The organism is Klebsiella sp. HMSC25G12 (assembly GCF_001807705.1).
Classification (GTDB): Bacteria; Pseudomonadota; Gammaproteobacteria; order Enterobacterales; family Enterobacteriaceae; genus Klebsiella; species Klebsiella variicola.
Window position 1 is genome coordinate 17525 of the sequence record NZ_KV789887.1, and the last position, 25404, is coordinate 42928.

The 25404-nt window shown below is 58.7% G+C and carries 21 protein-coding genes; 9 read left to right on the forward strand and 12 right to left on the reverse strand.

Features of this window, described 5'->3' with window-relative positions; translation table 11 throughout:
- Positions 1–220 precede the first annotated feature (220 nt).
- The 4 genes from HMPREF3096_RS13000 to HMPREF3096_RS13015 form a co-directional block, all read right to left on the reverse strand.
- Positions 221–1210, reverse strand: coding sequence for a Gfo/Idh/MocA family protein (locus HMPREF3096_RS13000; RefSeq protein ID WP_012967191.1), 990 nt, complete (start codon positions 1208–1210; stop codon positions 221–223).
- A gap of 73 nt (positions 1211–1283) precedes the next feature.
- Positions 1284–1784, reverse strand: coding sequence for a M48 metallopeptidase family protein (locus HMPREF3096_RS13005; RefSeq protein ID WP_012540501.1), 501 nt, complete (start codon positions 1782–1784; stop codon positions 1284–1286).
- A 78-nt stretch (positions 1785–1862) separates the two neighbouring features.
- Complete coding sequence (locus tag HMPREF3096_RS13010) at positions 1863–3506, reverse strand: glycoside hydrolase family 43 protein (protein ID WP_012967192.1); 1644 nt, start codon at positions 3504–3506, stop codon at positions 1863–1865.
- Positions 3507–3635: 129 nt separating this feature from the next.
- Positions 3636–4502 (reverse strand): helix-turn-helix domain-containing protein, encoded by an 867-nt coding sequence (locus tag HMPREF3096_RS13015; RefSeq protein WP_012540503.1) that lies wholly within the window; start codon positions 4500–4502, stop codon positions 3636–3638.
- 108 nt (positions 4503–4610) lie between these two features.
- Here HMPREF3096_RS13015 and HMPREF3096_RS13020 point away from each other — a divergent pair, with 108 nt between their 5' ends.
- Positions 4611–5951: an MFS transporter gene (locus tag HMPREF3096_RS13020; RefSeq protein ID WP_008806572.1), complete on the forward strand. Its 1341-nt coding sequence runs from the start codon at positions 4611–4613 to the stop codon at positions 5949–5951.
- A gap of 76 nt (positions 5952–6027) precedes the next feature.
- Complete coding sequence (gene rlmG, locus HMPREF3096_RS13025) at positions 6028–7158, forward strand: 23S rRNA (guanine(1835)-N(2))-methyltransferase RlmG (RefSeq protein WP_012967193.1); 1131 nt, start codon at positions 6028–6030, stop codon at positions 7156–7158.
- A gap of 225 nt (positions 7159–7383) precedes the next feature.
- On the opposite strand, the gene HMPREF3096_RS13030 is transcribed toward rlmG, so the two are convergent.
- The 3 genes from HMPREF3096_RS13030 to lsrR form a co-directional block, all read right to left on the reverse strand.
- Positions 7384–9405 (reverse strand): NADPH-dependent 2,4-dienoyl-CoA reductase, encoded by a 2022-nt coding sequence (locus tag HMPREF3096_RS13030; protein WP_004181395.1) that lies wholly within the window; start codon positions 9403–9405, stop codon positions 7384–7386.
- Between the two features lie 181 nt (positions 9406–9586).
- Positions 9587–11185 carry an autoinducer-2 kinase gene (gene lsrK / locus HMPREF3096_RS13035; RefSeq protein ID WP_016161858.1) on the reverse strand — a complete coding sequence of 533 codons (1599 nt, stop codon included), beginning with the start codon at positions 11183–11185 and terminating at the stop codon, positions 9587–9589.
- Between the two features lie 37 nt (positions 11186–11222).
- Positions 11223–12194: a transcriptional regulator LsrR gene (gene lsrR, locus HMPREF3096_RS13040; protein ID WP_012540508.1), complete on the reverse strand. Its 972-nt coding sequence runs from the start codon at positions 12192–12194 to the stop codon at positions 11223–11225.
- 218 nt (positions 12195–12412) lie between these two features.
- Here lsrR and lsrA point away from each other — a divergent pair, with 218 nt between their 5' ends.
- The 6 genes from lsrA to lsrG are packed head-to-tail and all read left to right on the forward strand — an operon-like array spanning position 12413 to position 18138.
- Positions 12413–13900: an autoinducer 2 ABC transporter ATP-binding protein LsrA gene (gene lsrA, locus HMPREF3096_RS13045; protein WP_032731295.1), complete on the forward strand. Its 1488-nt coding sequence runs from the start codon at positions 12413–12415 to the stop codon at positions 13898–13900.
- Entirely contained in the window at positions 13897–14931 is a 1035-nt protein-coding gene (gene lsrC / locus HMPREF3096_RS13050) for an autoinducer 2 ABC transporter permease LsrC (RefSeq protein WP_032731294.1), read from the forward strand. Before lsrA ends, lsrC begins: the two co-directional genes overlap by 4 nt.
- Positions 14932–15936 carry an autoinducer 2 ABC transporter permease LsrD gene (lsrD, locus tag HMPREF3096_RS13055; RefSeq protein WP_032731293.1) on the forward strand — a complete coding sequence of 335 codons (1005 nt, stop codon included), beginning with the start codon at positions 14932–14934 and terminating at the stop codon, positions 15934–15936.
- Positions 15933–16946, forward strand: coding sequence for an autoinducer 2 ABC transporter substrate-binding protein LsrB (gene lsrB, locus HMPREF3096_RS13060; RefSeq protein WP_008806564.1), 1014 nt, complete (start codon positions 15933–15935; stop codon positions 16944–16946). The genes lsrD and lsrB overlap by 4 nt, the downstream gene beginning before the upstream one ends.
- Positions 16947–16957: 11 nt before the next feature.
- Positions 16958–17845, forward strand: coding sequence for a 3-hydroxy-5-phosphonooxypentane-2,4-dione thiolase (gene lsrF, locus HMPREF3096_RS13065; RefSeq protein WP_012967199.1), 888 nt, complete (start codon positions 16958–16960; stop codon positions 17843–17845).
- Positions 17842–18138: a (4S)-4-hydroxy-5-phosphonooxypentane-2,3-dione isomerase gene (gene lsrG / locus HMPREF3096_RS13070; RefSeq protein WP_002917723.1), complete on the forward strand. Its 297-nt coding sequence runs from the start codon at positions 17842–17844 to the stop codon at positions 18136–18138. The genes lsrF and lsrG overlap by 4 nt, the downstream gene beginning before the upstream one ends.
- Before the next feature lie 47 nt (positions 18139–18185).
- Here lsrG and ygjG read toward each other — a convergent pair whose 3' ends face one another.
- Positions 18186–19565, reverse strand: a complete 1380-nt coding sequence (gene ygjG / locus HMPREF3096_RS13075) for a putrescine aminotransferase (protein ID WP_012540512.1) — start codon at positions 19563–19565, stop codon at positions 18186–18188.
- A 257-nt stretch (positions 19566–19822) separates the two neighbouring features.
- Positions 19823–20377 carry a PadR family transcriptional regulator gene (locus HMPREF3096_RS13080; RefSeq protein WP_008806562.1) on the reverse strand — a complete coding sequence of 185 codons (555 nt, stop codon included), beginning with the start codon at positions 20375–20377 and terminating at the stop codon, positions 19823–19825.
- A 237-nt stretch (positions 20378–20614) separates the two neighbouring features.
- Between HMPREF3096_RS13080 and HMPREF3096_RS13085 the strand changes: the two genes are divergently transcribed.
- Positions 20615–21391 (forward strand): siderophore-interacting protein, encoded by a 777-nt coding sequence (locus tag HMPREF3096_RS13085; RefSeq protein ID WP_162822787.1) that lies wholly within the window; start codon positions 20615–20617, stop codon positions 21389–21391.
- 215 nt (positions 21392–21606) lie between these two features.
- Here HMPREF3096_RS13085 and HMPREF3096_RS13090 read toward each other — a convergent pair whose 3' ends face one another.
- The 3 genes from HMPREF3096_RS13090 to dhaL form a co-directional block, all read right to left on the reverse strand.
- Positions 21607–23256, reverse strand: a complete 1650-nt coding sequence (locus HMPREF3096_RS13090) for a glycerone kinase (protein ID WP_070544501.1) — start codon at positions 23254–23256, stop codon at positions 21607–21609.
- A gap of 75 nt (positions 23257–23331) precedes the next feature.
- Positions 23332–24753 (reverse strand): dihydroxyacetone kinase phosphoryl donor subunit DhaM, encoded by a 1422-nt coding sequence (gene dhaM / locus HMPREF3096_RS13095; RefSeq protein ID WP_032731287.1) that lies wholly within the window; start codon positions 24751–24753, stop codon positions 23332–23334.
- Between the two features lie 10 nt (positions 24754–24763).
- Positions 24764–25396: a dihydroxyacetone kinase subunit DhaL gene (dhaL, locus tag HMPREF3096_RS13100; RefSeq protein ID WP_008806558.1), complete on the reverse strand. Its 633-nt coding sequence runs from the start codon at positions 25394–25396 to the stop codon at positions 24764–24766.
- Positions 25397–25404 lie beyond the last annotated feature (8 nt).

Consider the following 25404-nt stretch of genomic DNA (forward strand, 5'->3'; position numbering starts at 1 on the left):
GCTGCGCTTTTATGCATAGACCTCGCCTTCCGGCAAGGTCTCACTTACAACAACCAAAGTACATCGCGATGGGCTTTGGTTATTGCCCGGCGACCGGATGCGGTATTGCACGCATCGTAATGACGATCAACCGGCAAGGAAGTTACTCCCCTTTGCACGTAACAAAATATGTCACAGGGCGGTTTTCGTCAATGGCGGCCGGTCCGGCCTTTACACTCTTTTACGCCAGCGGCTGCGTATCGGCCGGGAAGATCACTCCGGTCTGGCGACGAATTTCGCTCGACAGTTTTGCCGTAATACGGCTCACGGTCAGACCCGGGTGATTGACATCCTGTGTCTCCACCAGGCGCGCAAAGGTCTCCGCCTCATACAGCATAGTATTAATGTGCTGGGGCTGCGTCAGGTCCTGGGCTTTGCCGCCGCGCGGCACAAACGCCAGCTTCTGGCATTCGGAGATTTTTTCGATCACTAATGTGCCGTCTTCGCCCTGGATTTCACTGGGGATCGCGGAATCGCTAACTTTGGAGTGATGCAGCGTCACGTCGAAGTCGCCATAGCTCAGCACCACGGTGCCCTGGGCGTCTACGCCGCTGTCCAGCAGGCTGGCGGTGGCAAGAACGGCCCGCGGTTCGCCCCATAACGCCACAGCGGACGCCAGGCAATAGAAGCCGATATCCATAATCGAACCGTTAGAGAACGCCGGGTTAAAGGTGTTGGGGTTTTCGCCGTCAAGGTAGCGCTGATAGCGCGAGGAGTACTGACAGTAGTTGATGAAGGCTTTGCGCAGTTTGCCCGCTTTAGGAAGCGTCTCTTTCAGTAGCAGAAAGTTAGGCAGACTGGCGGTTTTAAAGGCTTCAAACAGCACAACGTTATTTTCTTTCGCCAGCGCTATCGCCGCCTCGACTTCCTGCAGGTTCGATGCCAGCGGCTTTTCGCAAATGACGTGCTTTTTGTGGCTCAGGAACAGCCGGGTCTGCGGGAAGTGCAGCGAGTTCGGGCTGGCAATATAGACCGCGTCAACGTCAGGGCTCTGTGCCAGCTCATCGAGCGAGGTAAACAGATGCTCGACCGGATAGTCATTGGCGAAGGCTTGCGCCTGTTCGAGGCTGCGGGAGTAGATGGCGGTAAGTTTATATTTGCCGGTTTCATGGGCGGCATCGACAAACTGCTTGGTGATCCAGTTTGTGCCAACAACTGCGAAACGTATCATAAACGTTGACGAACTCCATTAAAGGGAACCTGTCGTCACTCTATCATGCCATCATGACAAAACCAGTGCGTCACTACGCAGAACGATTTAACGAAAGGTGCGTCAGCCACAGGCGGGTATCGAATTCCAGTTGATGGTACTGTGGCTCCATATGGCAGCACAGTTGATAAAAGGCTTTGTTGTGATCTTTCTCTTTCAAATGCGCCAGTTCATGGACCACGATCATCCGCAGAAAGGCCTCCGGCGCGTCGCGAAACACCGTCGCCACGCGAATTTCCGCTTTGGCTTTCAGCTTACCGCCCTGAACGCGGGAAATCGCGGTATGCAGGCCGAGCGCATTGTTCAGCACGTGGATTTTACTGTCGTACATCACTTTGTTGATCGGCGCCGCTCCGCGCAGAAAGCGGGCCTTCAGATCCTGGGTGTACTGATACAGCGCTTTATCGCTGTTAACGTCATGCCCCTGCGGATAACGCTTTTGCAGCACCTCGCCGAGGCGGTCTTGCTCGATTAAAGCCGTGACCTGCGACAACAGCGATTCAGGATAGCCATGGAGATAAGGTAATGTGCTCATGTAGCCCGTTTGCGTAATTAAGCGACAACAGCCGGGGATTCTAGCACCCTGTGCGGACAGGATGCCAGAAAGGCATCGTTACTCGATTATCGCGTCTTCATCCGCCCGGTAGCAGAAGAAATCAAACAGCGCCTCTTTGCGATGCAGCATACTATCCACGCAGGCCATGCCGACAAACGCCCCGGTAAACTCGCCGTAGCGGCTGTATTCATCGGAGAAATGCGATGTGTCGTAGACCGCTCCGATGGGGTGATAGTGCTCACCGTCGACAGACCATGAACACTGTACCTCTCGGCCATTAATAGCAATCGCGAGATAGATTTCTCCCTCGGCAAGGCGAATTTTCTGTGGATCGTCGTGACGCTCACCGTTATCCATGTAGATAATAGCCAGTTGCGCCGCGCCAGAGGTTTCATCCCAGGTTTTATGTAAAAACAGATAGTTCATGTTGTCGTAATAGAGCACCAGTCCAGCGCTGTGCTGATAAATCTCCGGGTTAAAATCCATCTTCGTACTGATGTTGGCGTATACCGAGGTCAGCTTTTTCGCCAGCAGACTGACTTTATTGAGCGAGCTCAGCGACTCCTGACCGCGTAGAGCAAGATAGCCTGCTTTACGCGTCAGGCAGGTAAAACGCTGGAAATGGATCCTCGGCGCATAAAACGCGTTATCCACCCTTGGCTCATCAAAATCATCAAGGTCCGCTTTTGGTGGAAACGGGTGCGGCGGCAGACGGGATCCTTCTACCTGATGCTGTGCGAGATGACCCCCAGCGGCCAGGCGCAGCCAGCCATCCTCGCTCCATTCCATCCTTTGGATCGCCGTTTCGCGACCCAGCGGGCAGCGTAGCTCCTGGCGAAACGGACGACTGCAAAGGTGGGTTAGCCAGACTTCACCCGTTGGGGTCTCGACATAGCTACCGTGCCCGGCCTTTTGCAGGTAGGTTTCCGGATTGAAATAGTGGGGCTTGAGATGGCCTGTATCTTTGCGTTCGTTAAAATTCTCTGGCCAGGATGTGACGATTGGATTGAGCGGATCGCCTTGATAGGGGCCAGCGACCTCGGTGGCGCGGGCCATGGTGACAGAATGCCCGTAACCGGTGCCGCCTTCGGCGACCATCAGGTAGTAATAGTCGCCGCGTCTCGTCAGATGCGGCGCTTCAATGCAGCCGCGGTCGGTACCGCCGTGCCAGATGCGCTGCGGGTAGCCGATGACGCTGTGCGTCTGCGGCGAATATTCCACCAGGCAGATCGCTCCCGGTTTTTCATAGCCTTCGCGAGTTTCCCACTCCAGTGAGACGATCCATTTTCTGCCATCGTGGTCGTGCAAAATTGAGGCATCGAATCCAGCAGAATGGAGATAAACGGGGGCGCTCCACGGGCCAGTGATCTCCTCGGCGGTAATAAGATAATTATCAACGTCAAAATAACGGGAGTTCATTGAATTCATAACGCCATAAATGACATAAAACAGCTTTTCTTCTTCGCACCAGGTCAGGCTTGGGGCCCAAATACCTTTGGCAGAAGGCAGTTTTTTTAAGTCTGGGTTATTATCATCGGTAAGCACATGGGTGAGCAATTGCCAATGTTTAAGATCCCTTGAATGATAAACCGGTAGTCCGGGAAACCATTCAAATGATGATACCGCCACATAATAATCATCGCCGCGGCGGCATATACAGGGGTCAGGATTAAAACCTCTAAAGACAGGATTCTGAATCATCGTATTTATCCTTAATGCTCAAAATATAGCAATAATTTTAAGTGGAGGATGACTCAGGAGATATATAGACTGTTTCCATTTATATAATAAACGTCCACTTATCTGGTGATGCTGCTCACAAAAAACGATTTATTTCTCCGCCCGACTGCCTACGGCATCGGTGCTTCTGATTTTGTGGCGGAAAGATTGCGGAGTATCGTTCATCATCTCTTTAAACTTGAGGCAGAAGTAGGCGCTGTCAGTAAAGCCGGCACTTTGCGAGATATCGCTGATCTTCAGGTCGGTGTTTGTCAGCAGATTGACAGCGATATTGAGTTTGCGCAGCAGCATGAATTTCTTAAAGCTGATGCCAAAGGCGGATTTAAAGGTGCGGGAAAACCAGGATTTTGACCACTGACAGCGTCGGGCGGCTTCCTCTGTTGTCATTTCAAAATTTTCATTGGCATTAATGACTTGTAGTAGTTCGATAAGTTCGCTCAGGTAGCGATGATGGGTTCGTTCGGTAACAGGAACGGAATCTTTAAGGCGATTAAAAGCATGCAGTAGTACGCTTTGCATCAGGGAACGGAACAGCGAATCGGAGAAGTCGCTGAACTCACTGCACCAGCTCAGCAGCAGCTCAAGGCGCTCAGCCTCCTCGCCGGAAAGATAAACTACCGCGCCGCAGTGGGCCGCAGGTAGCGACAGATCATATCCTTCCAGCCACTCTTTTTCGAATTGCATAAGATAACGCTTGTGGCTGGCAGCGGGCGGTAGCGTCATTTCATGAATGAGTAGGGCAGGGACATATACCAGCGTGTTGTTTTTAATGGTAAATTTTTCGTCGCCAATGGAATAGCTTCCCCCTGATTCTCTGAACCACATCAGTTCGTCCATCATATGGAAATGTGGAACTACATTTATCCCATTGAAATCATTTATGTTATCTGCTCGCAGCGTAAAGAGTTCACCTGCGCCAACGGGGATCTTTTCGAAAACGGGAGATTCGTCACTCATCGGGTACACTCTTCTTATATTTAACAGGATAATTTATACATAACCGGATTGCCCTTAGCAATAACGTATGCCTATCAAATCTAACAGTGCTCTTATTGCGGAGGCGCGATGAATACTGCTCGTATTAGTATCAAAGAAAAATTCAGCTATGGCTTAGGCGACACCGGTTGTAATTTAGTATGGCAAACAGTGATGCTGTTCATGGCCTGGTTTTATACCGACGTATTTGGTTTAAGCCCCGCGCATATGGGAACCATGTTTTTAGCCGTCAGAGTATTAGATGCGGTGACTGATGTATTAATGGGGGCGGTGGCTGATAGAACCCGCACTAAATATGGTCAATTCCGGCCCTATATTTTATGGTTTGCCATTCCGTTTGGCGTATTGTGCTGCTTAACGTTTTATACCCCGGATTTAGGTTATAGCGGTAAGTTAATTTATGCTTATGTTTCTTATACTTTATTATCGTTAGTGTATACCGCTATTAACGTCCCGTACTGCGCGATGATTAATAATATTTCCAATGACTCCCGCGAGCGAGTATCGCTGCAGTCGTGGCGGTTTGCGCTAAGTACCTTAGGCGGCCTGATTGTGTCGCTGACTGCGCTACCGTTGGTAGCCTGGCTGGGGAAAGGCAATCTGCAAAACGGGTATTTCTACACCATGATGGTGATGGGCGCCTTGAGCATCGTGCTGTTCTTTATCTGTTTTGGCCTGACTAAAGAGCGCTACTCTACAGACATTACGGCCAATAATCAGAGCAGCATCCTTGATGACCTGAAAACCCTGCTGGCGAACAAAGACTGGCGCATTTTATTTACGCTGAACGTGGTGAACCTGATCGCCGTGCTGTTCAAAGGCGGTACCACGCTCTACTACGTCAATAACATTATGGGGCGCGCGGATCTTGGCAGCTTGTTGCTGACCACCACGCTGGCTTCCGGAGTGGTGGGAGCCATGCTGTCGCCGTTCATATTTAAGAACATCGATAAAGTGAAGGGCTTCAAGCTGTCAATGGCGCTGGAGGCGGTGCTGTTAATCGCGATGTATTTCGTCCCGGCGGGCAACGTCGCCGCCATCTTCACGTTGGTGATAATCATCAATATCATTCAGCTGGCGGCAACACCGCTACAGTGGAGCATGCTCTCAGATATCATTGATGCGGAAGAAAAGCGCAGCGGCAAGAAGCTCAGCGGAATTGTCTTCTCAACCAACCTGTTTGCAATCAAATTAGGGATTGCCATCGGCGGCGCGCTGGTGGGTTATCTGCTGGCGTGGGGGGACTACGTCGGCGGCGCCGCGCAGCAATCGGCTTCAGCGCTGCAGATGATTAAATTGTTGTTCACTCTCTTCCCGGGTGTGCTGGTGGCGCTGTTGATAGTGATAATGAATCGCTACAGTCTGGATGATAAACGTCTGTCGCATATGGCGCAGGAAAGCGGGAGATAATCGACCGATCTCTATTCAACTGGGCGAAGTTTGCGTATAAACTCGCGGGTTTTAGTATTCCGGAGGCGGAGAGGCGATGAGCCAGGCAGAGTTAAACGGTGAGTTATTCACATTAGAGCGGTTCCCACCTAACGCTGAAGAAGAAGCGCTACAGGCATGGGAAGCGGCGGATGAATATCTGCTGCAACAGGTGAATGACGTCGACGGCCTGACGCTCATCTTCAACGACGGCTTCGGCGCGCTCGCCTGCGCGCTGGCGGCGCGCAACCCGGTCAGCATCAATGATTCCTTTATTTCCGAGCTGGCGACCCGCCACAACCTGCGGATGAACGGTATCGATGAAGAGAGCGTGCGCTTTCAGGATAGCCTGAGCCCGCTACCGGCCGCGCCGGCGCTGGTGCTGATTAAGGTGCCAAAACAGCTGGCGCTGCTGGAACAGCAACTGCGCGCCCTGCGCGAAGTGGTCACGCCGGAAACCCGCATCATCGCCGCGGCGAAAGCCCGTGATGTGCACAACTCGACGCTGGCGCTGTTTGAAAAAATCCTCGGCACCACCACCACCTCGCTGGCGTGGAAAAAAGCGCGTCTGATCCACTGCGTTTTCACCGCCCCCAAGCTTGCCGATGCGCCGCAAACCTACAGCTGGAAGCTGGACGGCACGCCGTGGACCATCCATAACCACGCCAACGTTTTTGCCCGCAGCGGACTGGATATCGGCGCGCGTTTCTTCCTGCAGCATTTACCGTCTGATCTAGAAGGCGAGATCGCCGATCTCGGCTGCGGCAATGGGGTGATTGGCCTGCAGGCGCTGGCGCAAAACCCAAACGCCAGCGTGATGTTCACCGATGAGTCGCACATGGCGGTGGCTTCCAGCCGGTTGAACGTCGAGCGCAACCTGCCGGACGATATCGCACGCTGTGAATTTATGGTCAATAACTCGCTCTCCGGCATTGAGCCTGACCGCTTTACGGCGATCCTGTGTAATCCGCCGTTCCATCAGCAGCACGCGATTACCGACCATATTGCCTGGCAGATGTTTAACGATGCCCGCCGCAGCCTGAAATATGGCGGCGAGCTGTACGTCGTCGGCAACCGCCACCTCGATTACTTCCGTAAGCTGAAGCGCGCTTTTGGTAATTGCACGACGATTGCGACGAACAATAAGTTTGTCATTTTGAAAGCAACCAAGGTGCGTAAACAGCGCTGATTCATTTTGTTGTTTCCCCCCGGCTTGCGGCTGTCGCCTTAGCCGGGCTACCGACGATTGCGACGAACAATAAGTTCGTAGTTTTGAAAGCAACGAAGGTGCGTGAGCAGCGCTGATTCCTTTTGTTGTTTCCCCCCGGCTACCGACTGTCGCCTTAGCCGGGCTACCGTCCGGGATTATCGTGGTAGCCCGGGGAAGGCGCATCGCGCCGCCCCCGGGACAGGGCTAAATCGCCAGCGCCAGTTTAGTGCCCTGGGCAATCGCCCGACGCGCATCCAGCTCCGCCGCCACGTCGCAACCGCCGATGAGATGCACCGTTTTCCCCGCCGCGCGCAGCGGATCCGCCAGCTCGCGGCGCGGTTCCTGACCGGCGCAGATCACCACCTGATCGACCGCCAGCAACTGGCGCTCGCCGCCGATAGTCACATGTAGCCCTTCATCATCGATCTTTTCATAGCTGACCGCCGGGATCATTTTCACGCCGCGCGCCAGCAGCGTCGCGCGGTGGATCCAGCCGGTGGTTTTGCCGAGCCCTTCGCCCGGTTTGCTGGCTTTGCGCTGCAGCATCACAATCTGTCGCGGGCTTTTACTCAGTTGCGGGCCTTCAGCACTCAGCCCTCCCGCCGTTTGCAGGCTGGTATCGATACCCCATTCGCGGCAGAACTCGCCGATATCCTGGCTGGTGGCCGCGCCCGACTGGCTTAAAAACATCGCGGTGTCGAAGCCGATGCCGCCGCAGCCGATAATCGCCACCTTCGCGCCAACCGGCGCTTTATCGCGCAAGACATCAAGGTAGCTCAGCACTTTTGGATGATCGATCCCGTCGATCGCCGGCAGGCGCGGGGCGATACCGGTGGCGAGGATCGTCTCATCGAATGCCAGCAGATCGTCTGTCGTGACGCGGGTGTTCAGGCGTAGATCGACACCATGAAGATCGAGCATGGTGCGGTAGTAACGCAGCGTCTCGTGAAACTCCTCTTTGCCGGGGATCTGTTTGGCGATATTAAACTGACCGCCGATCTCCGGGAGCGCATCAAACAACGTGACGTGATGACCGCGGGCGGCAGCGTTTACGGCGAAGGCCAGACCGGCAGGCCCGGCGCCGACCACCGCCAGCCGTTTAGGCGCGTTGGCCGGCAGGACCGGCATCAGGGTTTCATGACACGCGCGCGGGTTGACCAGACAGGAGGTGACTTTGCCGACGAAGATCCGATCGAGACACGCCTGATTGCAGCCGATGCAGGTGTTGATCTGATCGGCGCGATCGTCCTGCGCTTTTGATATAAATTCGGCGTCGGCAAGGAACGGGCGGGCCATCGATACCATATCGGCATCGCCGCGGGCGAGAATATCCTCCGCGACCTGCGGATCGTTAATGCGGTTGGTGGTGATCAACGGGATCGACACCGCGCCCTTCAGCTTGCGGGTGACCCAGCTGAAAGCTCCGCGCGGTACCGGCGTGGCGATGGTCGGAATGCGCGCTTCGTGCCAGCCAATCCCGGTGTTGATGATGGTCGCTCCCGCCGCTTCAATCGCTTTGGCCAGTTCAGTGACTTCCGCCAGCGTGCTGCCGTCGTTGACCAGATCGAGCATCGACAGACGGTAAATGATAATGAAATCGTGGCCGGCGCGCTGGCGCACCGCCTTAACCACCTCTACGGCGAAACGCATGCGCCTGGCATAATCGCCGCCCCATTGGTCGTCGCGCTGGTTGGTGCGCGCGGCGAGAAATTCGTTAATCAGATAGCCCTCAGAGCCCATCACCTCGACGCCGTCATAGCCCGCTTCGCGCGCCAGCTGGGCGCAGTGGGCAAAATCATCGATCAGCGTCAGGATCTCATCGTGGCTCAGTTCATGGGGTGTAAAACGGTTAATCGGCGCCTGTAGCGCCGAAGGGGCCACTAGCGCGGGCTGGTAGCTGTAGCGCCCGGTGTGCAGGATCTGCAGGGCGATTTTGCCGCCTTCCTGATGTACCGCGTCGGTAATATGGCGATGGTGCGCCAGATGGCTGGCATCGTTGAGTACCGCGCCGCCGGCCATGGTGACGCCAGAGGGCGCCGGAGCGATGCCGCCGGTGACGATCAGCGCCACGCCGTGACGGGCGCGTTCGGCGTAAAAGGCCGCCAGCCGCTGCGCGCCGTCCGGCAGCTCTTCCAGCCCGGTGTGCATTGAGCCCATCAACACGCGGTTTTTGAGCGTTGTGAAGCCCAGCTCAAGCGGGGCGAAAAGCGACGGATAGCGGCTCATAGTGGCTTCCAATGTAAAATTATTGTTATGTGGTCGGATGAGTTACTAATTTAGCCGTCGCGGAGAAAAAGGGAAAAGGGGAGTGCGGTGATTGTGATGGGATTCAAATAACGGAAATCGTTGTCCCTCACCCCGGCCCTCTCCCAAAGGGAGAGGGGGAAAGGCGGATCGGTACCGGTGGTTAGGGTGACGGGGAAGACGCTACGCGCTGGCGGCGCTCCAGGCCCGGTGCCTGCCACATCGACGTTGTCAGCCCGCTATCGACAAGGCCAAGCTGATCGGCATACACCGTCTGCCATTTGCTCATCATCTCCTGATACAGCTCGCGATGCTGCGGATTTGGGGTGAACTCGCGGTGCCAGCTCACTAACCGTTCTCCTGTACTGGCCATATCGCCATACAGTCCGGCGCCGGTTCCGGCGGCGATAGCACAGCCCAGCGCGGTGGCTTCGCGAACCACCGGCACCCGCACCGGCAGGCCGGTGACGTCGCTGAGGATTTGGCTCCACAGCGCGCCTTTAGAGCCGCCGCCGGCAAACACCAGGCTCTCGAATGTCACCCCGGAGAACTGCGAAATCTGCGCCAGGTTGCAGGCGGAGACAATCGCCGCGTTCTCCTCCAGCGCGCGGAACAGGGTCGCTTTGTTGCACTTCTCCGGATCGATGGAGAGGTTAATAAACGACGGCGCGGCGTGGTACCACTGCTTAAAGTGCATGGCGTCAGAAAAAATAGGCATCACGCCGTGGGAACCGGCGGGGACGCGGCTGGCCATCTCCTCCAGCAGCGAATAGGCATCGACGCCGAGCCGCTCGGCAATCAGTTTTTCTTCAGCGCAAAAGGCGTCGCGAAACCAGCGCATGGTCAGGCCGGTAAAGAAGCTGATCGATTCCGCCTGCGCCATGCCGGGAATGACATGAGGATTAACACGAATATTCATCTGCGGATCGGTACGCACCTGCGGCAGGTTGACCACCTGCTGCCAGAAAGTGCCGCCGAGTACCGCAGTTTGCCCGGCGCGCACCACCCCAAGGCCCAGGCAGCCGAGCTGGACGTCGCCGCCGCCCATCACCACCGGCGTCCCGGCGCGCAGGCCGCTCTCATGCGCCGCCGCTTCGGTGACGGCGCCCAGCAGGGTACCGGTCTCTTTGACCGGCGACAGCATATCGGCGCGCAGCCCGGCCATATCCAGCAGCGCCGGACGCCAGTCGCGGCTAAACAGGTCGAGCATGCCGGTGGTGCCGGCGTTTGACGGGTCGACCGCCAGCTCGCCGGATAGCTTCGCCGCCAGCCAGTCGCTGATCATGGTGATGGTTGCCGCTTTGCGGTAGATATCGGGGCGGTGGTGCGCCAGCCACAGCAGGCGCGGCATGGCGCTAAGCGCCAGGGTTTGTCCCGAGACCTCGTATACCTCGGATTCAAAACGATAGTCGTGGATCTCCTTAAGCTCCGCCACTTCGCGGCTGGCGCGGGCATCGACGTTGGCGCAGGCCCAGATGGCCTCGCCGTCGCGGTCATAGAGGACGATCCCTTCGCGCATCGAACAGCAGGCGACGGATTGAATATCGGCGGCAGAGAGCCCGGCGGCGTTGAGCGCCTGGCGAATACACTGGCAGGCCAGCTGCCAGTTGGTGGTAAGGTCGAACTCCATCGAGCCGGGGACGTTATCGACGCTCAGGTGTTTCCATTCGGCCTGGCCTACCGCCAGCTGGCGGCCATTAAGATCGAAAATGACCGCCCGAATGCTGCCGGTCCCGGCATCTAACGCTAACAGGTAACTCATGACATGCGCCTCGCTGTTGTCGCGCGGCGCCTGGCCGTCAGGAGGCCAGCGCGAGTACCGCGCGTGCTGTTGTCTCTTCCGTTACCAGGCCATTAATGCGCTTTCCAGTCAGAGCGGCATAAATCGCCTGCGCTTTTTCTTCTCCCCCGGCGACGCCGACGATGGTTGGCAGCTGCGCCAGCTCATCCAGGGTTACGCCGAGCAGTTCCCGATGGATCTCCAGTCCTTCTACCGGCCGGCCGTCGGCCTGCAGGAAATAACCTAAAATGTCGCCGACCGCGCCTTTGCGCGCGTACATCAGCTGTTCGCCCTCGCTGATATAGCCGGAGCGTAAAATCGTGGCGTCGCGCCGCTGATCGATGGCGCCAATGCCGACCACCGCCGCGTCCGCCGCCGTTGCCGCGAGGATCACGTCGCGCACGCTCGACTCACGGCGCAGGATCTCGGCGACCTCCGCTGAAGAGACCCGCAGCGGCGCCGGAATAATGCTGACGCTGCAGGCGGCATCAAGCTGGCCGATGCCGGTCATATAGGGGCCGACGCCGCCGGAGAGGGTCACCAGCCGCACCTGCTGCGAGCCGATAAAGCCGCTGAGATGCTGCAGGCAGCTCATGGTGGCCTCACCGAAGCCGACCGCCAGCAGCTGTCCCGGCTGCAGAATGCCCATCAGCGATTGCGCCGCGCCGATCCCCAACCGGGTATTCATCGGCGGGGTGTTGAGCGCCGGCAGCACGCGGGCAATCTTGAGGCCAAAGCGCTGCTGGAGTTCACTTTCCAGCGCCAGACAGCCCTCATAGCGCGAGTTAATCTGCACGCGGATCACCCCGGACTGGCGGCCTTTCTCCAGCAGACGGGAAATCTTCAGCCGCGGCAGCCCCAAACGCTCGCCGATGTCATTTTGCGTCAGGCCGTCGTGGTAGTAGCACCACGCCACCCGCGCCACCAGCTCTTCCTCGGCTAACGCCAGCCCGGCGTAGCGGTTCTCTTCCGTAATGCGTTTTTCGCTCATAAATTGAACTCTTATAAAAATTTAGATCATATGTTCGCTATTGCGCGGTCGGAAAGTGTGAGCCGACTGGCAAAACGGATCTTTCATCGCTGGCCCATTTTTTCCTGATGATCTAAAGCGCCAAACTGTGATCTTCGCACGGTTGTAAATATAGTTCACCGTCTACGCTTTTGAACATTATTAAATTTAAAAATCATTTGTTCAATCGAGGCGCGATGATGAAGCCACTGCTTGAAGCTCGCCAGATTTGCAAACAGTTCTCCGGCGTTGCGGTGCTCAAGGGCATTGATTTCACACTAGGCGCGGGCCAGGTGCATGCGCTGATGGGCGGCAACGGCGCGGGTAAATCGACGTTGATGAAGATCATCGCCGGCGTTGAAACGCCGGATAGCGGTGAACTGACGATCGGCGAACGCGCGTTTGCGCGCCTCAATCCGGCGCTGGCGCACCAGCTGGGCATCTATCTGGTGCCACAGGAGCCGATGCTGTTTCCCAACCTCAGCGTGCGCGAGAACATTCTCTTTCGTTTGCCGAAGCGGGCGGATACCGCCCCGCGGTTGCAGGAAAAACTGCGGCAGCTGAACTGCCAGATCAACCTCGATGCCAGCGCCAGCACGCTCGAGGTAGCCGATCAACAGATGGTCGAGATCCTGCGCGGGCTGATGCGCGAGGCGCGGATCCTGATCCTGGATGAACCCACCGCCTCTTTAACGCCGGGTGAAACCGAGAGACTGTTTAGCCAGATCCGCGCGTTACAGGCACTGGACGTTGGGATCGTCTTTATCTCACACAAATTGCCCGAAATCCGCCAGCTTGCCAGCCATATTTCGGTGATGCGCGACGGCGCGGTGGTGCTGAGCGGCGAGACCGCGGCATACCGCGACGAGCAACTGATTAACGCGATGACGCCGGTCAGCCGCGACCATGCGCTGAGCGACACGCAAAAGCTGTGGCTGTCGCTACCGGGCAACCGCCGTACGCAACCGCAGGACTTTCCCGTGCTGCGAGTGGAGGATCTTACCGGAGAAGGCTTTATCGATCTCAATCTGGAGATCCGCGCCGGAGAGATCGTCGGTCTGGCCGGACTGGTGGGATCCGGGCGCACCGAATTTGCCGAAACCTTATACGGCCTGCGTCCTCCGCGCGCCGGGCGGATCTGGCTGGAGAACCGCGAGATTAGCCGCGACAGTACCCGCGCCCGGCTGGCCAGCGGGCTGGTCTATCTCCCGGAAGACCGTCAGGTCTCGGGGCTGTTTCTCGATGCGCCGGTGCGCTGGAACACGGTGATGTTCAATCAGCCGTCGTGGTGGCAGCAGGGGAAACGGGAGGCGGCGGTGGTTGAACGCTATCACCGGGCGCTGGGGATCAAGCTGGCCGATGGCGATCAGCCCGTGCGCACTCTCTCTGGCGGCAACCAGCAGAAGGTGCTGCTGGCGCGCTGTCTGGAAGCTAATCCGTTGCTGCTGATTGTCGATGAGCCGACGCGCGGCGTGGATGTCTCCGCCCGCGCCGATATCTATCAACTGCTAAAAAGCGTTGCCGCGCAAAACGTGGCGGTGCTGATGATCTCTTCCGATGTGGATGAGTTCGTCGATCTTGCCGACCGGGTGTTGGTGATGCATCAGGGCCGCTACAGCGGTGAGCTGGCGCGGCAGGCGGTGACCGTCGATCGCATGATGACCCTGGCCTTCGGAGGACAGGCATGAAAACGTTACTGAAGAATCGCGAACTGAGCGCCTTCTTTGCCATCGTGGCGCTCTTTGTCGTGCTGGTGGCGCTCAATCCAGCCTATTTCAGCCTGCAGACCCTGGCGATGATTTTCGCCAGCTCGCAGATCCTCTGCCTGCTGGCATTGGGCGCGACGCTGGTGATGCTGACCCGCAATATTGATGTGTCGGTAGGCTCGACCGTTGGGCTGTGCGCCATCGCCGTCGGCGTGGCGCTGAACAACGGTTACGGGCTGGCGACGGCTATCGCCTTCGCGCTGACGATTGGCGCGCTGGCCGGGGCTTTTAACGGCCTGCTGGTGGTGGGGCTGCGCATTCCGGCGATCGTCGCGACGCTCGGTACGCTGGGGTTGTATCGCGGAGTGATGTTGCTGTGGACCGGCGGGAAATGGATCGAGGGTTTGCCCGACAGCCTGAAATCGCTCTCGGAGCCCGCGTTTATTGGCGTGTCGCCGCTGGGCTGGCTGGTGCTGGCGCTGCTGCTGGCGGGCGGCTGGCTGCTATCGCGCACCGCCTTTGGTCGTGATTTTTACGCCGTTGGCGATAATCTCGCCGCCGCGCGTCAGCTGGGCGTGGCAGTCAACCGTACGCGGATGCTGGCCTTTACCCTCAACGGCATGCTGGCGGCCTGCGCCGGGATTGTCTTCGCCGCGCAGATTGGTTTTGTGCCTAATCAGACCGGCAGCGGGCTGGAGATGAAAGCCATCGCCGCCTGCGTACTGGGCGGGATCTCGTTGCTCGGCGGTACCGGTACGCTGCTCGGCGCGTTTCTCGGCGCCTTTTTCCTCACCCAAATTGACACCGTGCTGGTGCTGTTCCGCCTTCCAGCCTGGTGGAATGACTTTATCGCCGGCCTGGTGCTGCTCGGGGTGCTGGTGCTCGATGGCCGCCTGCGTCAGGCGCTGGCCCGCCATCAGCGGGCGCTGAAGTACAGCCGTTTTCAGCCAGGTAACAAAGGAAGCAAACAGGTTGCCCGCTTTCCCGAACGCAAAAGTAAAGAGGTGGCTTAAATGAAGCTGAAGCTTAACTGGGAAAGCGCGCTGCTGGCGTTGCTGATCGCGGAAATCCTGCTATTCGGCGCCTTGAATCCGCGCATGCTGGATCTCAATATGCTGCTCTTTAGCACCAGCGACTTTATCTGCATCGGTATCGTCGCGCTGCCGCTGACGCTGGTCATCATCAGCGGCGGGATCGATATTTCGCTGGGCTCGACCATCGGCCTGTGCGCCATCGCCCTCGGGGTGATGACCCAGGCGGCCTGGCCGCTGTGGCTGGCGGTATCGCTGACGTTGCTCTTGGGACTGCTGTGCGGGTTATTCAACGCCGCACTGATCCACTACACCGGCATCAGCCCGCTGGTGATCACGCTTGGTACGCTGTATCTGTACGGCGGCGGCGCGCTGCTGCTTTCCGGGATGGCCGGCGCGACCGGTTACGAGGGGATTGGCGGTTTTCCCGATAGCTTCACCGCCATCGCCAATTTAACCCTCGCCGGACTGCCGCTGCCGCTGGTGCTGTTCGCGATTATCACCTTTTTCTTCTGGCTGCTGACCCATCGCGGGCGCTTTGGCCGCCATCTCTTTTTACTCGGGCAAAACCCGCGCGCCGCGCGCTATGCCGCGCTGTCGGTGAACGGCATCCCGTACGTGCTGTATGGCCTGGTGGGCGTCGCCTCGGCGGTCGCGGCGCTGGTGATGGTCTCCTATTTCGGCTCGGCGCGTTCGGATTTAGGCCGCGACCTGCTGATGCCGGCGCTGACCGCGGCGGTGCTCGGCGGGGCCAATATTTACGGCGGCTCGGGATCGATACTGGGTACCGCGCTGGCGGCATTGCTGGTGGGGTATCTGCAACAGGGTTTACAGATGGTCGGCATCCCCAACCAGGTGTCGAGCGCGCTGTCAGGGGCGCTGTTGGTTGTGGTGGTGATGGGGCGTTCGCTGAGCCTGCACCGTGAATGGGTGCGCGCGACCTGGCGGCGTCTTTTCTCGCATAGAACAATCGGAGCACAACAATGAAAACAAAACGTATCCTGCAGGTCAGCGCGCTGGCGCTGGCGATGAGCGTGGTTACCGCGCAAGCGGCGGACCGCATCGCCTTTATTCCTAAGCTGGTCGGCGTCGGCTTCTTTACCAGCGGCGGCAACGGCGCGAAAGAGGCGGGGAAAGCGCTGGGCGTGGATGTCACCTATGACGGCCCCACCGAGCCCAGCGTCTCCGGTCAGGTGCAGCTTATCAACAACTTCGTCAACCAGGGCTACAACGCGATTATCGTCTCCGCCGTTTCGCCGGACGGCCTGTGCCCGGCGCTGAAGCGGGCGATGCAGCGCGGGGTGAAAGTCCTGACCTGGGATTCCGATACCAAACCGGAGTGCCGCAGCATCTATATCAACCAGGGCACGCCGCAGCAGCTCGGCGGCCTGCTGGTGGAGATGGCGGAAAAGCAGGTCAGCAAACCTGCCGCCAAAGTCGCGTTTTTCTACTCCAGCCCGACGGTGACCGACCAGAACCAGTGGGTGAAGGAAGCCAAAGCCAAAATCGAAAAAGAGCATCCGCAGTGGCAAATCGTCACCACCCAGTTTGGCTATAACGATGCCACCAAATCGCTGCAAACCGCCGAGGGGATCTTAAAAGCGTATCCGGATCTCGACGCCATTATCGCGCCGGATGCCAATGCGCTGCCGGCGGCGGCGCAGGCGGCGGAGAACCTCAAGCGTCAGGGCGTGGCGATCGTCGGCTTTAGTACGCCGAACGTGATGCGCCCGTACGTTGAGCGCGGCACGGTAAAAGCGTTCGGCCTGTGGGATGTGGTTCAGCAGGGCAAAATTGCGGTTAACGTCGCCGATCGATTGCTGAAAAAGGGCGATCTTAACGTAGGCGATAGCGTTGAGGTGAAAGATATCGGCTCGCTGAAGGTCGAACCGAATAGCGTGCAGGGCTACCAGTATGAGGCGAAGGGCAACGGTATCGTGCTGCTGCCGGAGCGCGTGGTGTTCAGCAAAGAGAACATCAATAACTACGACTTCTGACGGAGGATGAGATGGCTGATTTAGACGACATCAAAGAAGGTAAGGACTTCGGTATCGACCGCCCGCAGCAGAATACGCTGTATACCCTGAAAGGCTGCGGCTCGCTGGACTGGGGCATGCAGTCGCGGATGGCGCGCATCTTTAATCCGCACAGCAACCGCACGGTGATGCTGGCCTTCGATCATGGCTACTTCCAGGGGCCAACCACCGGGCTGGAGCGTATCGACCTGTCGATTGCGCCGCTGTTTGCCGACACCGATGTGCTGATGTGCACCCGCGGCGTACTGCGCAGCCAGGTACCGGCGGCCACCAATAAGCCGGTGGTGCTCCGCGCCTCCGGCGGCAATTCGATTTTGAGCGAACTCTCCAACGAATGCGTGGCGGTGGCGATGGAAGACGCGCTGCGTCTCAACGTTTGCGCGGTGGCGGCGCAGGTCTATATCGGCAGCGAATACGAACATCAGTCGATCAATAACATCATCAAACTGGTGGATGCCGGCAATCGCTACGGTATGCCGGTCCTGGCGGTTACCGGCGTCGGCAAAGAGATGACCCGCGATGCGCGCTACTTCTCGCTGGCCAGCCGGATTGCCGCCGAAATGGGGGCGCAGTTTGTGAAGACCTATTTCGTTGAGGAAGGCTTTGAAAAAGTGACCGCCAGCTGTCCGGTGCCGATCGTGATTGCCGGCGGTAAAAAACTGCCGGAGCATGAGGCGCTGGAGATGTGCTGGCGGGCGATCGATCAGGGGGCGTCCGGGGTGGATATGGGGCGCAATATTTTCCAGTCCAGCGCCCCGCGCGCGATGCTGAAGGCGGTGAAAAAGGTGGTGCATGAGAATCTGAACGCGCGCGAAGCGTATCAGTTCTGGCAGGAAGAGAAACAGGGAGAGCTGAAATGAATGTGACGCTGGTGGAGATCAATATTAAACCCGAGCGGGTGGATGAGTTTCTTGAGGTGTTTCGCGCCAACCACGAAGGCGCGCTGCAGGAGCCGGGCAACCTGCGCTTTGATGTCCTGCAGGATCCCGAGGTGAAAACCCGCTTTTTTATCTACGAAGCCTATAAAGACGATGAGGCGGTGCTGGCGCATAAGAAGACGCCGCACTATTTAGCCTGCGTCGAAAAGCTGGAGGAGATGATGTCGCAGCCGCGGCAGAAACGCAGCTTTATCGGCCTGTTGCCGCAGGTATGAGGATTTTCCTTCCCCCTCTCCCTGTGGGAGAGGGGGAAGGGCACTTATTACGCTTCTTCAACCGAGACGCGCAGGGCCGCCAGCGCCTTACGCGCCGCTTTCAGCACCTGCTCACACTGCTCCAGGGTGAGGGTCAGCGGCGGTTCAACGCGGATCGTCTTGGCGTTGTTTAACGTCCCGGCGACCAGCACCCGCTGTCTGAACATCTCGCTGGCAAAGTCGTAGCCAATCTCGTTATCGACAAACTCGATGGCCATCAGCATGCCTTTCCCGCGCACTTCATTCACCAGGTCCGGATACTCCTGCGCCAGCAGGCGGAACCCGTCCAGCAGCATATCGCCTTTCTGCGCCGCCTGCGCCGGCAGGTTTTGCGTCAACAGCACGTTGATCGTCGCCAGCGCCGCCGCACAGGCCAACGGGTTGCCGCCGAAGGTGGTGGTGTGCAGGAACGGGTTGTCGAACAGCACCGAGAAGACCTCTTCCGTCGCCACCGTCGCGCCGATCGGCATCACACCGCCGCCGAGCGCTTTCGCCAGACACAGAATATCGGGCTGAACGTTCTCATGCTCGCAGGCGAACATCTTGCCGGTGCGGCCCATGCCGGTCTGCACTTCGTCGAGGATCAGCAGGGCGCCAAACTCATCGCACAGCTTACGCACCGCCGGCAAATACCCCTGCGGCGGGAGGATCACGCCCCCTTCGCCCTGAATCGGCTCGAGGATCACCGCCGCGACGTCGTCGCCGGTTTTCTTGCACTCGCTCAGCATGGTGCGCATGGCGTTGATATCGCCGAACGGCACGTGGCGGAAGCCCGGCAGCAGCGGCATAAAGGGTTTGCGGAAGGTCGACTTGGCGGTGGCCGACAGCGCGCCCAGCGATTTACCGTGGAAGGCGCCGCTGGTGGCGATGAAGGTAAATTTACCGCGCGGCGACTGATAGGCTTTCGCCAGCTTGATGGCCGCCTCTACCGATTCGGTACCGCTGTTGCAGAAGAAACTGTACTTTAGTTTGCCGGGCGTTAAGGCTGCCAGGGTTTTCGCCAGCATCGCGCGTAGCGGATCCAGCAGTTCCTGACTGTGAAGCGGTTGTTTCGCGAGTTGATTCTCGACGGCGGATACCACAACTGGATTACGGTGCCCTACATTGAAGATGCCAAACCCACCAAGGCAGTCGATAAATTCCTGTCCCTGGGTGTCGACAAGCGTATTTAACCCTCCCGCTTGCCACTCTACGGCTCCGTAATCCCCGCCGGCTGTGACCGATTTTCGATACTCTAAAAACCCCGGATTCACATGCTCTTTAAAGTATTCCCTGACCTCCTGGTTAAGTGCTTTCATTTCCTCATGATCAAGCGTGCGCTTTTCAATGAGATTCAGTGCGTGTGCGCTGCAGGCCAGAGCCGATGCGCTGGAAGGTAACCTGTTCAAAATGTGCTCCTGGGGCGGACGTATCACACGATACTGGATTAAGTATTGCAGGGATTACGCCAGTTCGGCAGAAGCGGTGAAAATCGGGATAAATGCAAAGTAAAAGACGAAATGTGTAAAATTTAATCTCATTGCGCCACTATTGGCACGTTTTATTCCTGAGCTGACGAGATTTTCTGCCTGGCGGCGATGAACGGGGCGATCCGTCGTGGTGCGAGCTGCCCCAGGGCGGGGCAGCCGGTGGTAACAAAAGAGGCTTAGTCGAGCTGAGAGATCTCCATCGCCGCCCGGTCGATAATGCCGATGATCTGCTTGAGCTGGGCGGCACTGCTGGCCTGTTGGTTCACTTTCAGGTCGAGGACCGCTTTGAAGTTTTCCAGCGCGCGCTTCATCTGCGGATCCCGGCGCAGCTCGCAGCCGACCATCCGCGCCTGCAGACGCTCCTGGATATGGGCCAGGTGCTCCTGGTTCTCGGCGTGCAGCTGTTTTCCTTCCTCGCTGATAACGATTTTTTTACGTCCGTTGTCATCTTCCACGCTGATAAGGCCCTGGTCCTGGAGCAGATCCAGCGTCGGGTAGATCACCCCCGGGCTGGGGCTGTAGTTCCCCTGGGTAAGCGTTTCGATCTCTTTGATCAGCTCATAGCCATGGCTGGCGTTGCGGCTGAGGATATCCAGAATGATCAGCCGCAGTTCACCGTGGCCAAAGAAACGCTGGCGACGTCCGCCGCCGCGGCGGCCATGGTCGCCGTGTTCGCTGGGATCACCGTGGCGCCCGCGTGGCCCACGCCCCTCTTCATGATGATGTCGCATGGTTACCTCCTGCTGTTTTTGATATATCTAATTTATATCTAAAAAATGAATGTTCGCAATGCTGGTTGCTATTTATTTTTTAATATATTGATATATATGTAATTATTTTCTGGCTGTGGATTTTGATGCGGTTTGTTTTGACTATATCAAAAAAAGACTTGCATTCTTTTTAGTTGGCAATCATTATCATTTGCATCAAGTTTAGATATATCTATTTACCGTTCACGAAGGCAATCGATGATGACAAAAACCAAAGCAGACAAGTACCCGCAGCGTGTCCGCAATGAGCTGCGTTTCCGTGAGCTGACGGTGCTGCGCGTGGAGCGCGCAGGCGCGGCGTTCCAGCGTATCGTGCTGGGAGGCGAGGCGCTGGAAGGCTTCGCTTCTCACGGCTTTGACGATCATACCAAGCTTTTTTTCCCCGAGCCGGGCGCGGCATTTACCCCGCCGCAGGTGACCGAGGAGGGGATTGACTGGGGCGAGGGCGTGCGGCCTGCCACTCGTGACTATACGCCGTTGTACGATGCCGAACGTCACGAGCTGACTTACGATTTCTATATCCACGATGGCGGTATCGCCAGCCGCTGGGCGCTGGAAGCAAAAGTGGGCGATAAGCTGGTGATCGGCGGCCCGCGCGGCTCGCTGGTGGTGCCGGAAGATTATGCCTGGCAGCTGTATGTTTGCGATGAGTCCGGCATGCCGGCGCTGCGCCGTCGTCTGCTGGGATTACGCCAGCTGCCGGCAAGGCCGCAGGTGACGGTCATCGTTACTATCGCCGATGCGTCGTATAAAGATTATCTGGCGGATCTCGACGGCTTTAACATCGAGTGGGTGGTGGGCCACAACCCGGCCTTCGTCGCCGAGCGTCTGGCCCAGGTGAAGGTGCCGGCGGAGGATTATTTCATCTGGCTGACCGGCGAAGGCGCGGTGGTGAAATCGCTGCTGGCGCGCTTTGAAGACGAGAGCATCGAACAGCAACTGGTGCGTTCCCAGGCGTACTGGCACAGCAAGTAAAAAGCCATCGTGGTAAAACCCGGATAGCGGCTTGCGCCTTATCCGGGCTACGGTTGGCGCCGTTTTTTGTCGGGTGGCGGCTTACGCCTTACCCGACCTTCTCTTCGGCGGTGTGACGTCGCCCCAGTAAAACCCGGATAGCGGCTTGCGCCTTATCCGGGCTACGGTTGGCGCCGATTTGTAGCCCCGGTAAGCGCTGCGCCACCGGGGAAGGCTTATCGTTCCGCCAGGGCCTTAAACACCATCGCTACCGCATGGGCGCCGGGGTCCATGTTGCCGAGCAGGCTATCGCTGTTGAGATAGGACGCTCGTCCGGCGCCAGCTTTGCCCGACTGGCAGGTGCGATCCGCCCCGGCCTGCGCCGCGGCAAAAGCGGCCTGCAGATTCTCCGGTTCGGCCAGCAGCGCCGCCAGCGCCGGCTGCAGAGCGTCGATCATCGTCCGGTCTCCCTCATCGGCGCCGCCGTAAAACTTCATCTGTTCCAGACCGGCGTTCAGCGCCTCGGCCACGCTGGCGCCTTGTCCCAGCTTCTGCCCGGCAGCGGTGAAGAAGATAGACGTCAATACCCCGCTGGAGCCGCCCATCACCACCGTCAGACGTTCGCCGATCAGCGCAAAGAGCGTTGGCAGATCGTTTAGCGGCAGCTGCTGGCGCTGCAGCAGGTCGGCAATCTCGCGCGCCCCGGCGGCGAAGGTGGAGCCGGTATCGCCGTCGCCCACTTTGGCGTCCAGCGCGTTGAGATGGGCTTCAAGGTCGGAGAGGGTGCCGGTCACCTGCGCGACGTAATCGCCCACCAGTGGATTGCCCGATGGTATAAAGTCGACGCGCGCGCTGGCGAGAGTGGACGGCATGATGTTAACTGCCCGCGGCTGCACCGGCGTCTGCCAGCCGGCGGTTTCCACGTCCGACAGCAGCGCTTTTTCAATACCCTCCTCCAGCACGATGGCGCTCAGCGAGAAGCCTTTCATATCCAGCGCCGTCACCAGCGAGGCCGGGCCTATTAACCAGTCAACGCGCGCCTGCAGCGGGGTGTTGGCCAGCTCGCGGGTCAGGATCGCCATCTCAGCCTCCGACACGCCGCCGAGGTTATTAAGCATCACCGCCAGGCGGCCGGTTTCCGGCAGGGCGGCAGTCAGTTTTTCCACCATCAGGTTGACGATTTCCGCACTGTTTTGCGTGGCGATCGTCGAGGCGCCTGGCTCACCGTGGATGCCCATTCCCAGCTCGGCATGACCGGCCTGATGGCGCGGCGCGCTGTCGGCTTCCTGCGGCAGGTGGCAGCTGGCCAGCGCCACCCCGATGCTGGCGGTATGGCTGGCGGCGTATTGCGCTTCACGCTGGACGGTGGCGAGGTTGAAGCCGCGCTCGGCGAAATAGCCCGCCACTTTATGCACCAGAATGGTCCCGGCGATGCCGCGCGGCTGCTTGTTATCCGGCAGCGAAATGTCGTCGCCGACGATCAGCATCTCCACGTTGTAGCCGAGACGGCGCGCTTTCTCCGCCGCCAGGCCGAAGTTAAGCCGATCGCCGGTGTAGTTTTTGACGATCAGCAGGCAGCCCGCCTCGCCGGTCACCGCCTGAATGGCGGTAAGCACCGCGTCGACGCTCGGCGAGGCGAACAGATCGCCGCAGACCGCGGCGGTCAGCATGCCTTTACCAATAAAGCCGACGTGCGCCGGTTCATGGCCGGCGCCGCCGCCGGAGATCACCGCCACGTTGTTTTTATTCAGATCGCGACGGACCACCACCCGGATCGCCGGGTCGCTCTCCAGACGGGCGAGGTTATTCCACGGGCTGGCGATAATGGTACCCTCAATCACATCGTTGACGAGGCTGGCGCGCTGGTTAAAAAAGAATTGAGACATAGTGGTTCCTGAAGAGTAAGCGAAAACTCACCCTCCGGAGGCAGGCCTCCGGAGCGGTAACGGTCAACGTGAATTTTAGTCACGGATAAGGCGTTGGTTACGCATATCGAGCGCGATGGCTTCGCCAGGCTGAATATCCTTCAGCGCCTCGCCCTGCTGGCACAGCCAGACGATCCCCGCGGCGCGGGCGATAATCGCGCCGTGAGCCTGTTCGCTGCCATCGCGCAGGCACAGGCCTTTAATGAGGCTGGCATCCAGTTGTAAGACGGTTGAGGGATAAATGTTGTCGGCAATAATAATTGTTGGCTCGCCGGGCGTCGGCAGCGTCTCCTGAATACCCTGCAGATGGCGCAGGGTGCGCTGCAGAATATCTTCGATATCGATATAGCGCGCCTGCAGGTAGGGGTCATCCAGCTGGCGATACTGCTGGCTGAGCTCCATTAGCACCTGATGCCACGCCCATTCCGCCGAGCATTGTTCGGTGAGCAGACGATCGTTGGCGGCATCAAACAGATCGTCATCGTCGAGCAGGGTGTGGTGCCCGGCGAAGATCGCCGCGATATCGGCGTTAAATTTATTTTCCGCCAGCTCGGTCAGGGCGATAAGATCCGCCAGCGTCTGGTCGATGGCCTGGCGCAGGCGCTGCTGCTCGCGGGCGGCATCGGCGGCAGCCGGGCGGAGCGGCTGGATCAGGGCCAGCGGATAGCGCAGGGCTGCGCCTTCGACGCGCTCGGGCGTTGCCGGAGCCGCTGCCGGTTGCCCCGCAGGCGATTCACCGAAGTTATCGGCGGCCAGCGTCTGAAACGCCGCCAGCGCCGCGTCGGCATCCGGACCGCGGGCCAGCAGGCGCAGCTTATCGTTGCGGCGGACCTGCAATAGCGCGATTTGGTTGAGGCTGTCCGGTTTGACGCACTTCCCGTTTTTCTCCAGCAGCAGATCGGCGTTAAAACCCGCCAGCGCGGCGACCAGCTTCGACGCCGGTCGCACGTGCAGGCCGTTGTGGTTGTTAATAATAACTGAAACCGATTTTGTGTCGCCGTCGTCGGCAAGCGTCGGCGCCGGGGCGGCGTCAGGGGTTGGCGAAGGTAAACCCAGCTGGATCCGCTTGGCTTCCAGAGCGCTCATGGCATCGGCGATCACCTTGTCGATCCCGGCGCCGGAGGCGGCGCTGACGGTGGCCGCCAGCGTCCCCTCCACCAGCGGCGCGGCGCACAGCCGCACCTTCGCGGCAATCGTCGGATCGAGCAGATCGAGGGCGGTTTCGGCGCTGAGCAACGCGCTGCCGATATCCATCATCACCAGCACGTGATCGGTATCGGCGACAGATTCGATCGCCTCCATGACTTTAAGCGGATCGGTGCCGATCGGGCTGTCGGGATCGTCGATCCCGGCGGCGATCGCCAGTTTGCAGCCATCGTTGATTAACATCTGCCGGGCCAGTTCTCCGACACCTTCGCCCAGCCGGGCGCTATGAGAAACAATAACCAGGTTTACCATCGCGATTTCCTTACTCTTTGGCGGCGGCGGCCAGCATCTGAACCATAAATAGCACCGAGGTTGCGCCGGGATCCTGATGTCCGATGCTGCGCTCGCCGAGATAGCTGGCGCGGCCTTTACGCGCCTGCATGGTGATGGTGGCGTGGGCCGCACGCTCGGCCACTTCGCAGGCGGCATCCAGCGCGGCGGCGATCGACAGGTGCTGCTCGCTGGACTGGCGCAGGGAGTCCGCCACCGGCAGCCAGACGTCGCACATGGTTTTATCCCCTGGCTCCGCTTTGCCGCGGTTGACCACCCCGTCCGCGCCTTCGCGGATCATCAGGTACAGTTCGTCGAGGGTCAGGCTCTGGTGGGCCTGAGTGACCTGCGCGGCGCGAATAAAGAAGGTGCCGAACAGCGGGCCGCTGGCGCCGCCAACGTTGGAGAGCAGCGTCATGCCGGTATTTTTCAGGATAAAGCCAATATCTTTATCGGCGATCGACGGCAGCTTTTCGACCACTTTACTAAAGCCGCGGTGCATATTGAGACCGTGGTCGGCGTCGCCGATCTCTTTATCGAGGCCGGTGAGAAAATCGCTCTCTTTGGTGAAAATGTCGCCGCAGCGGTACAGCCAGTCGACGATTTGCGTTCTGTTCAGTGACATGTCGTGCT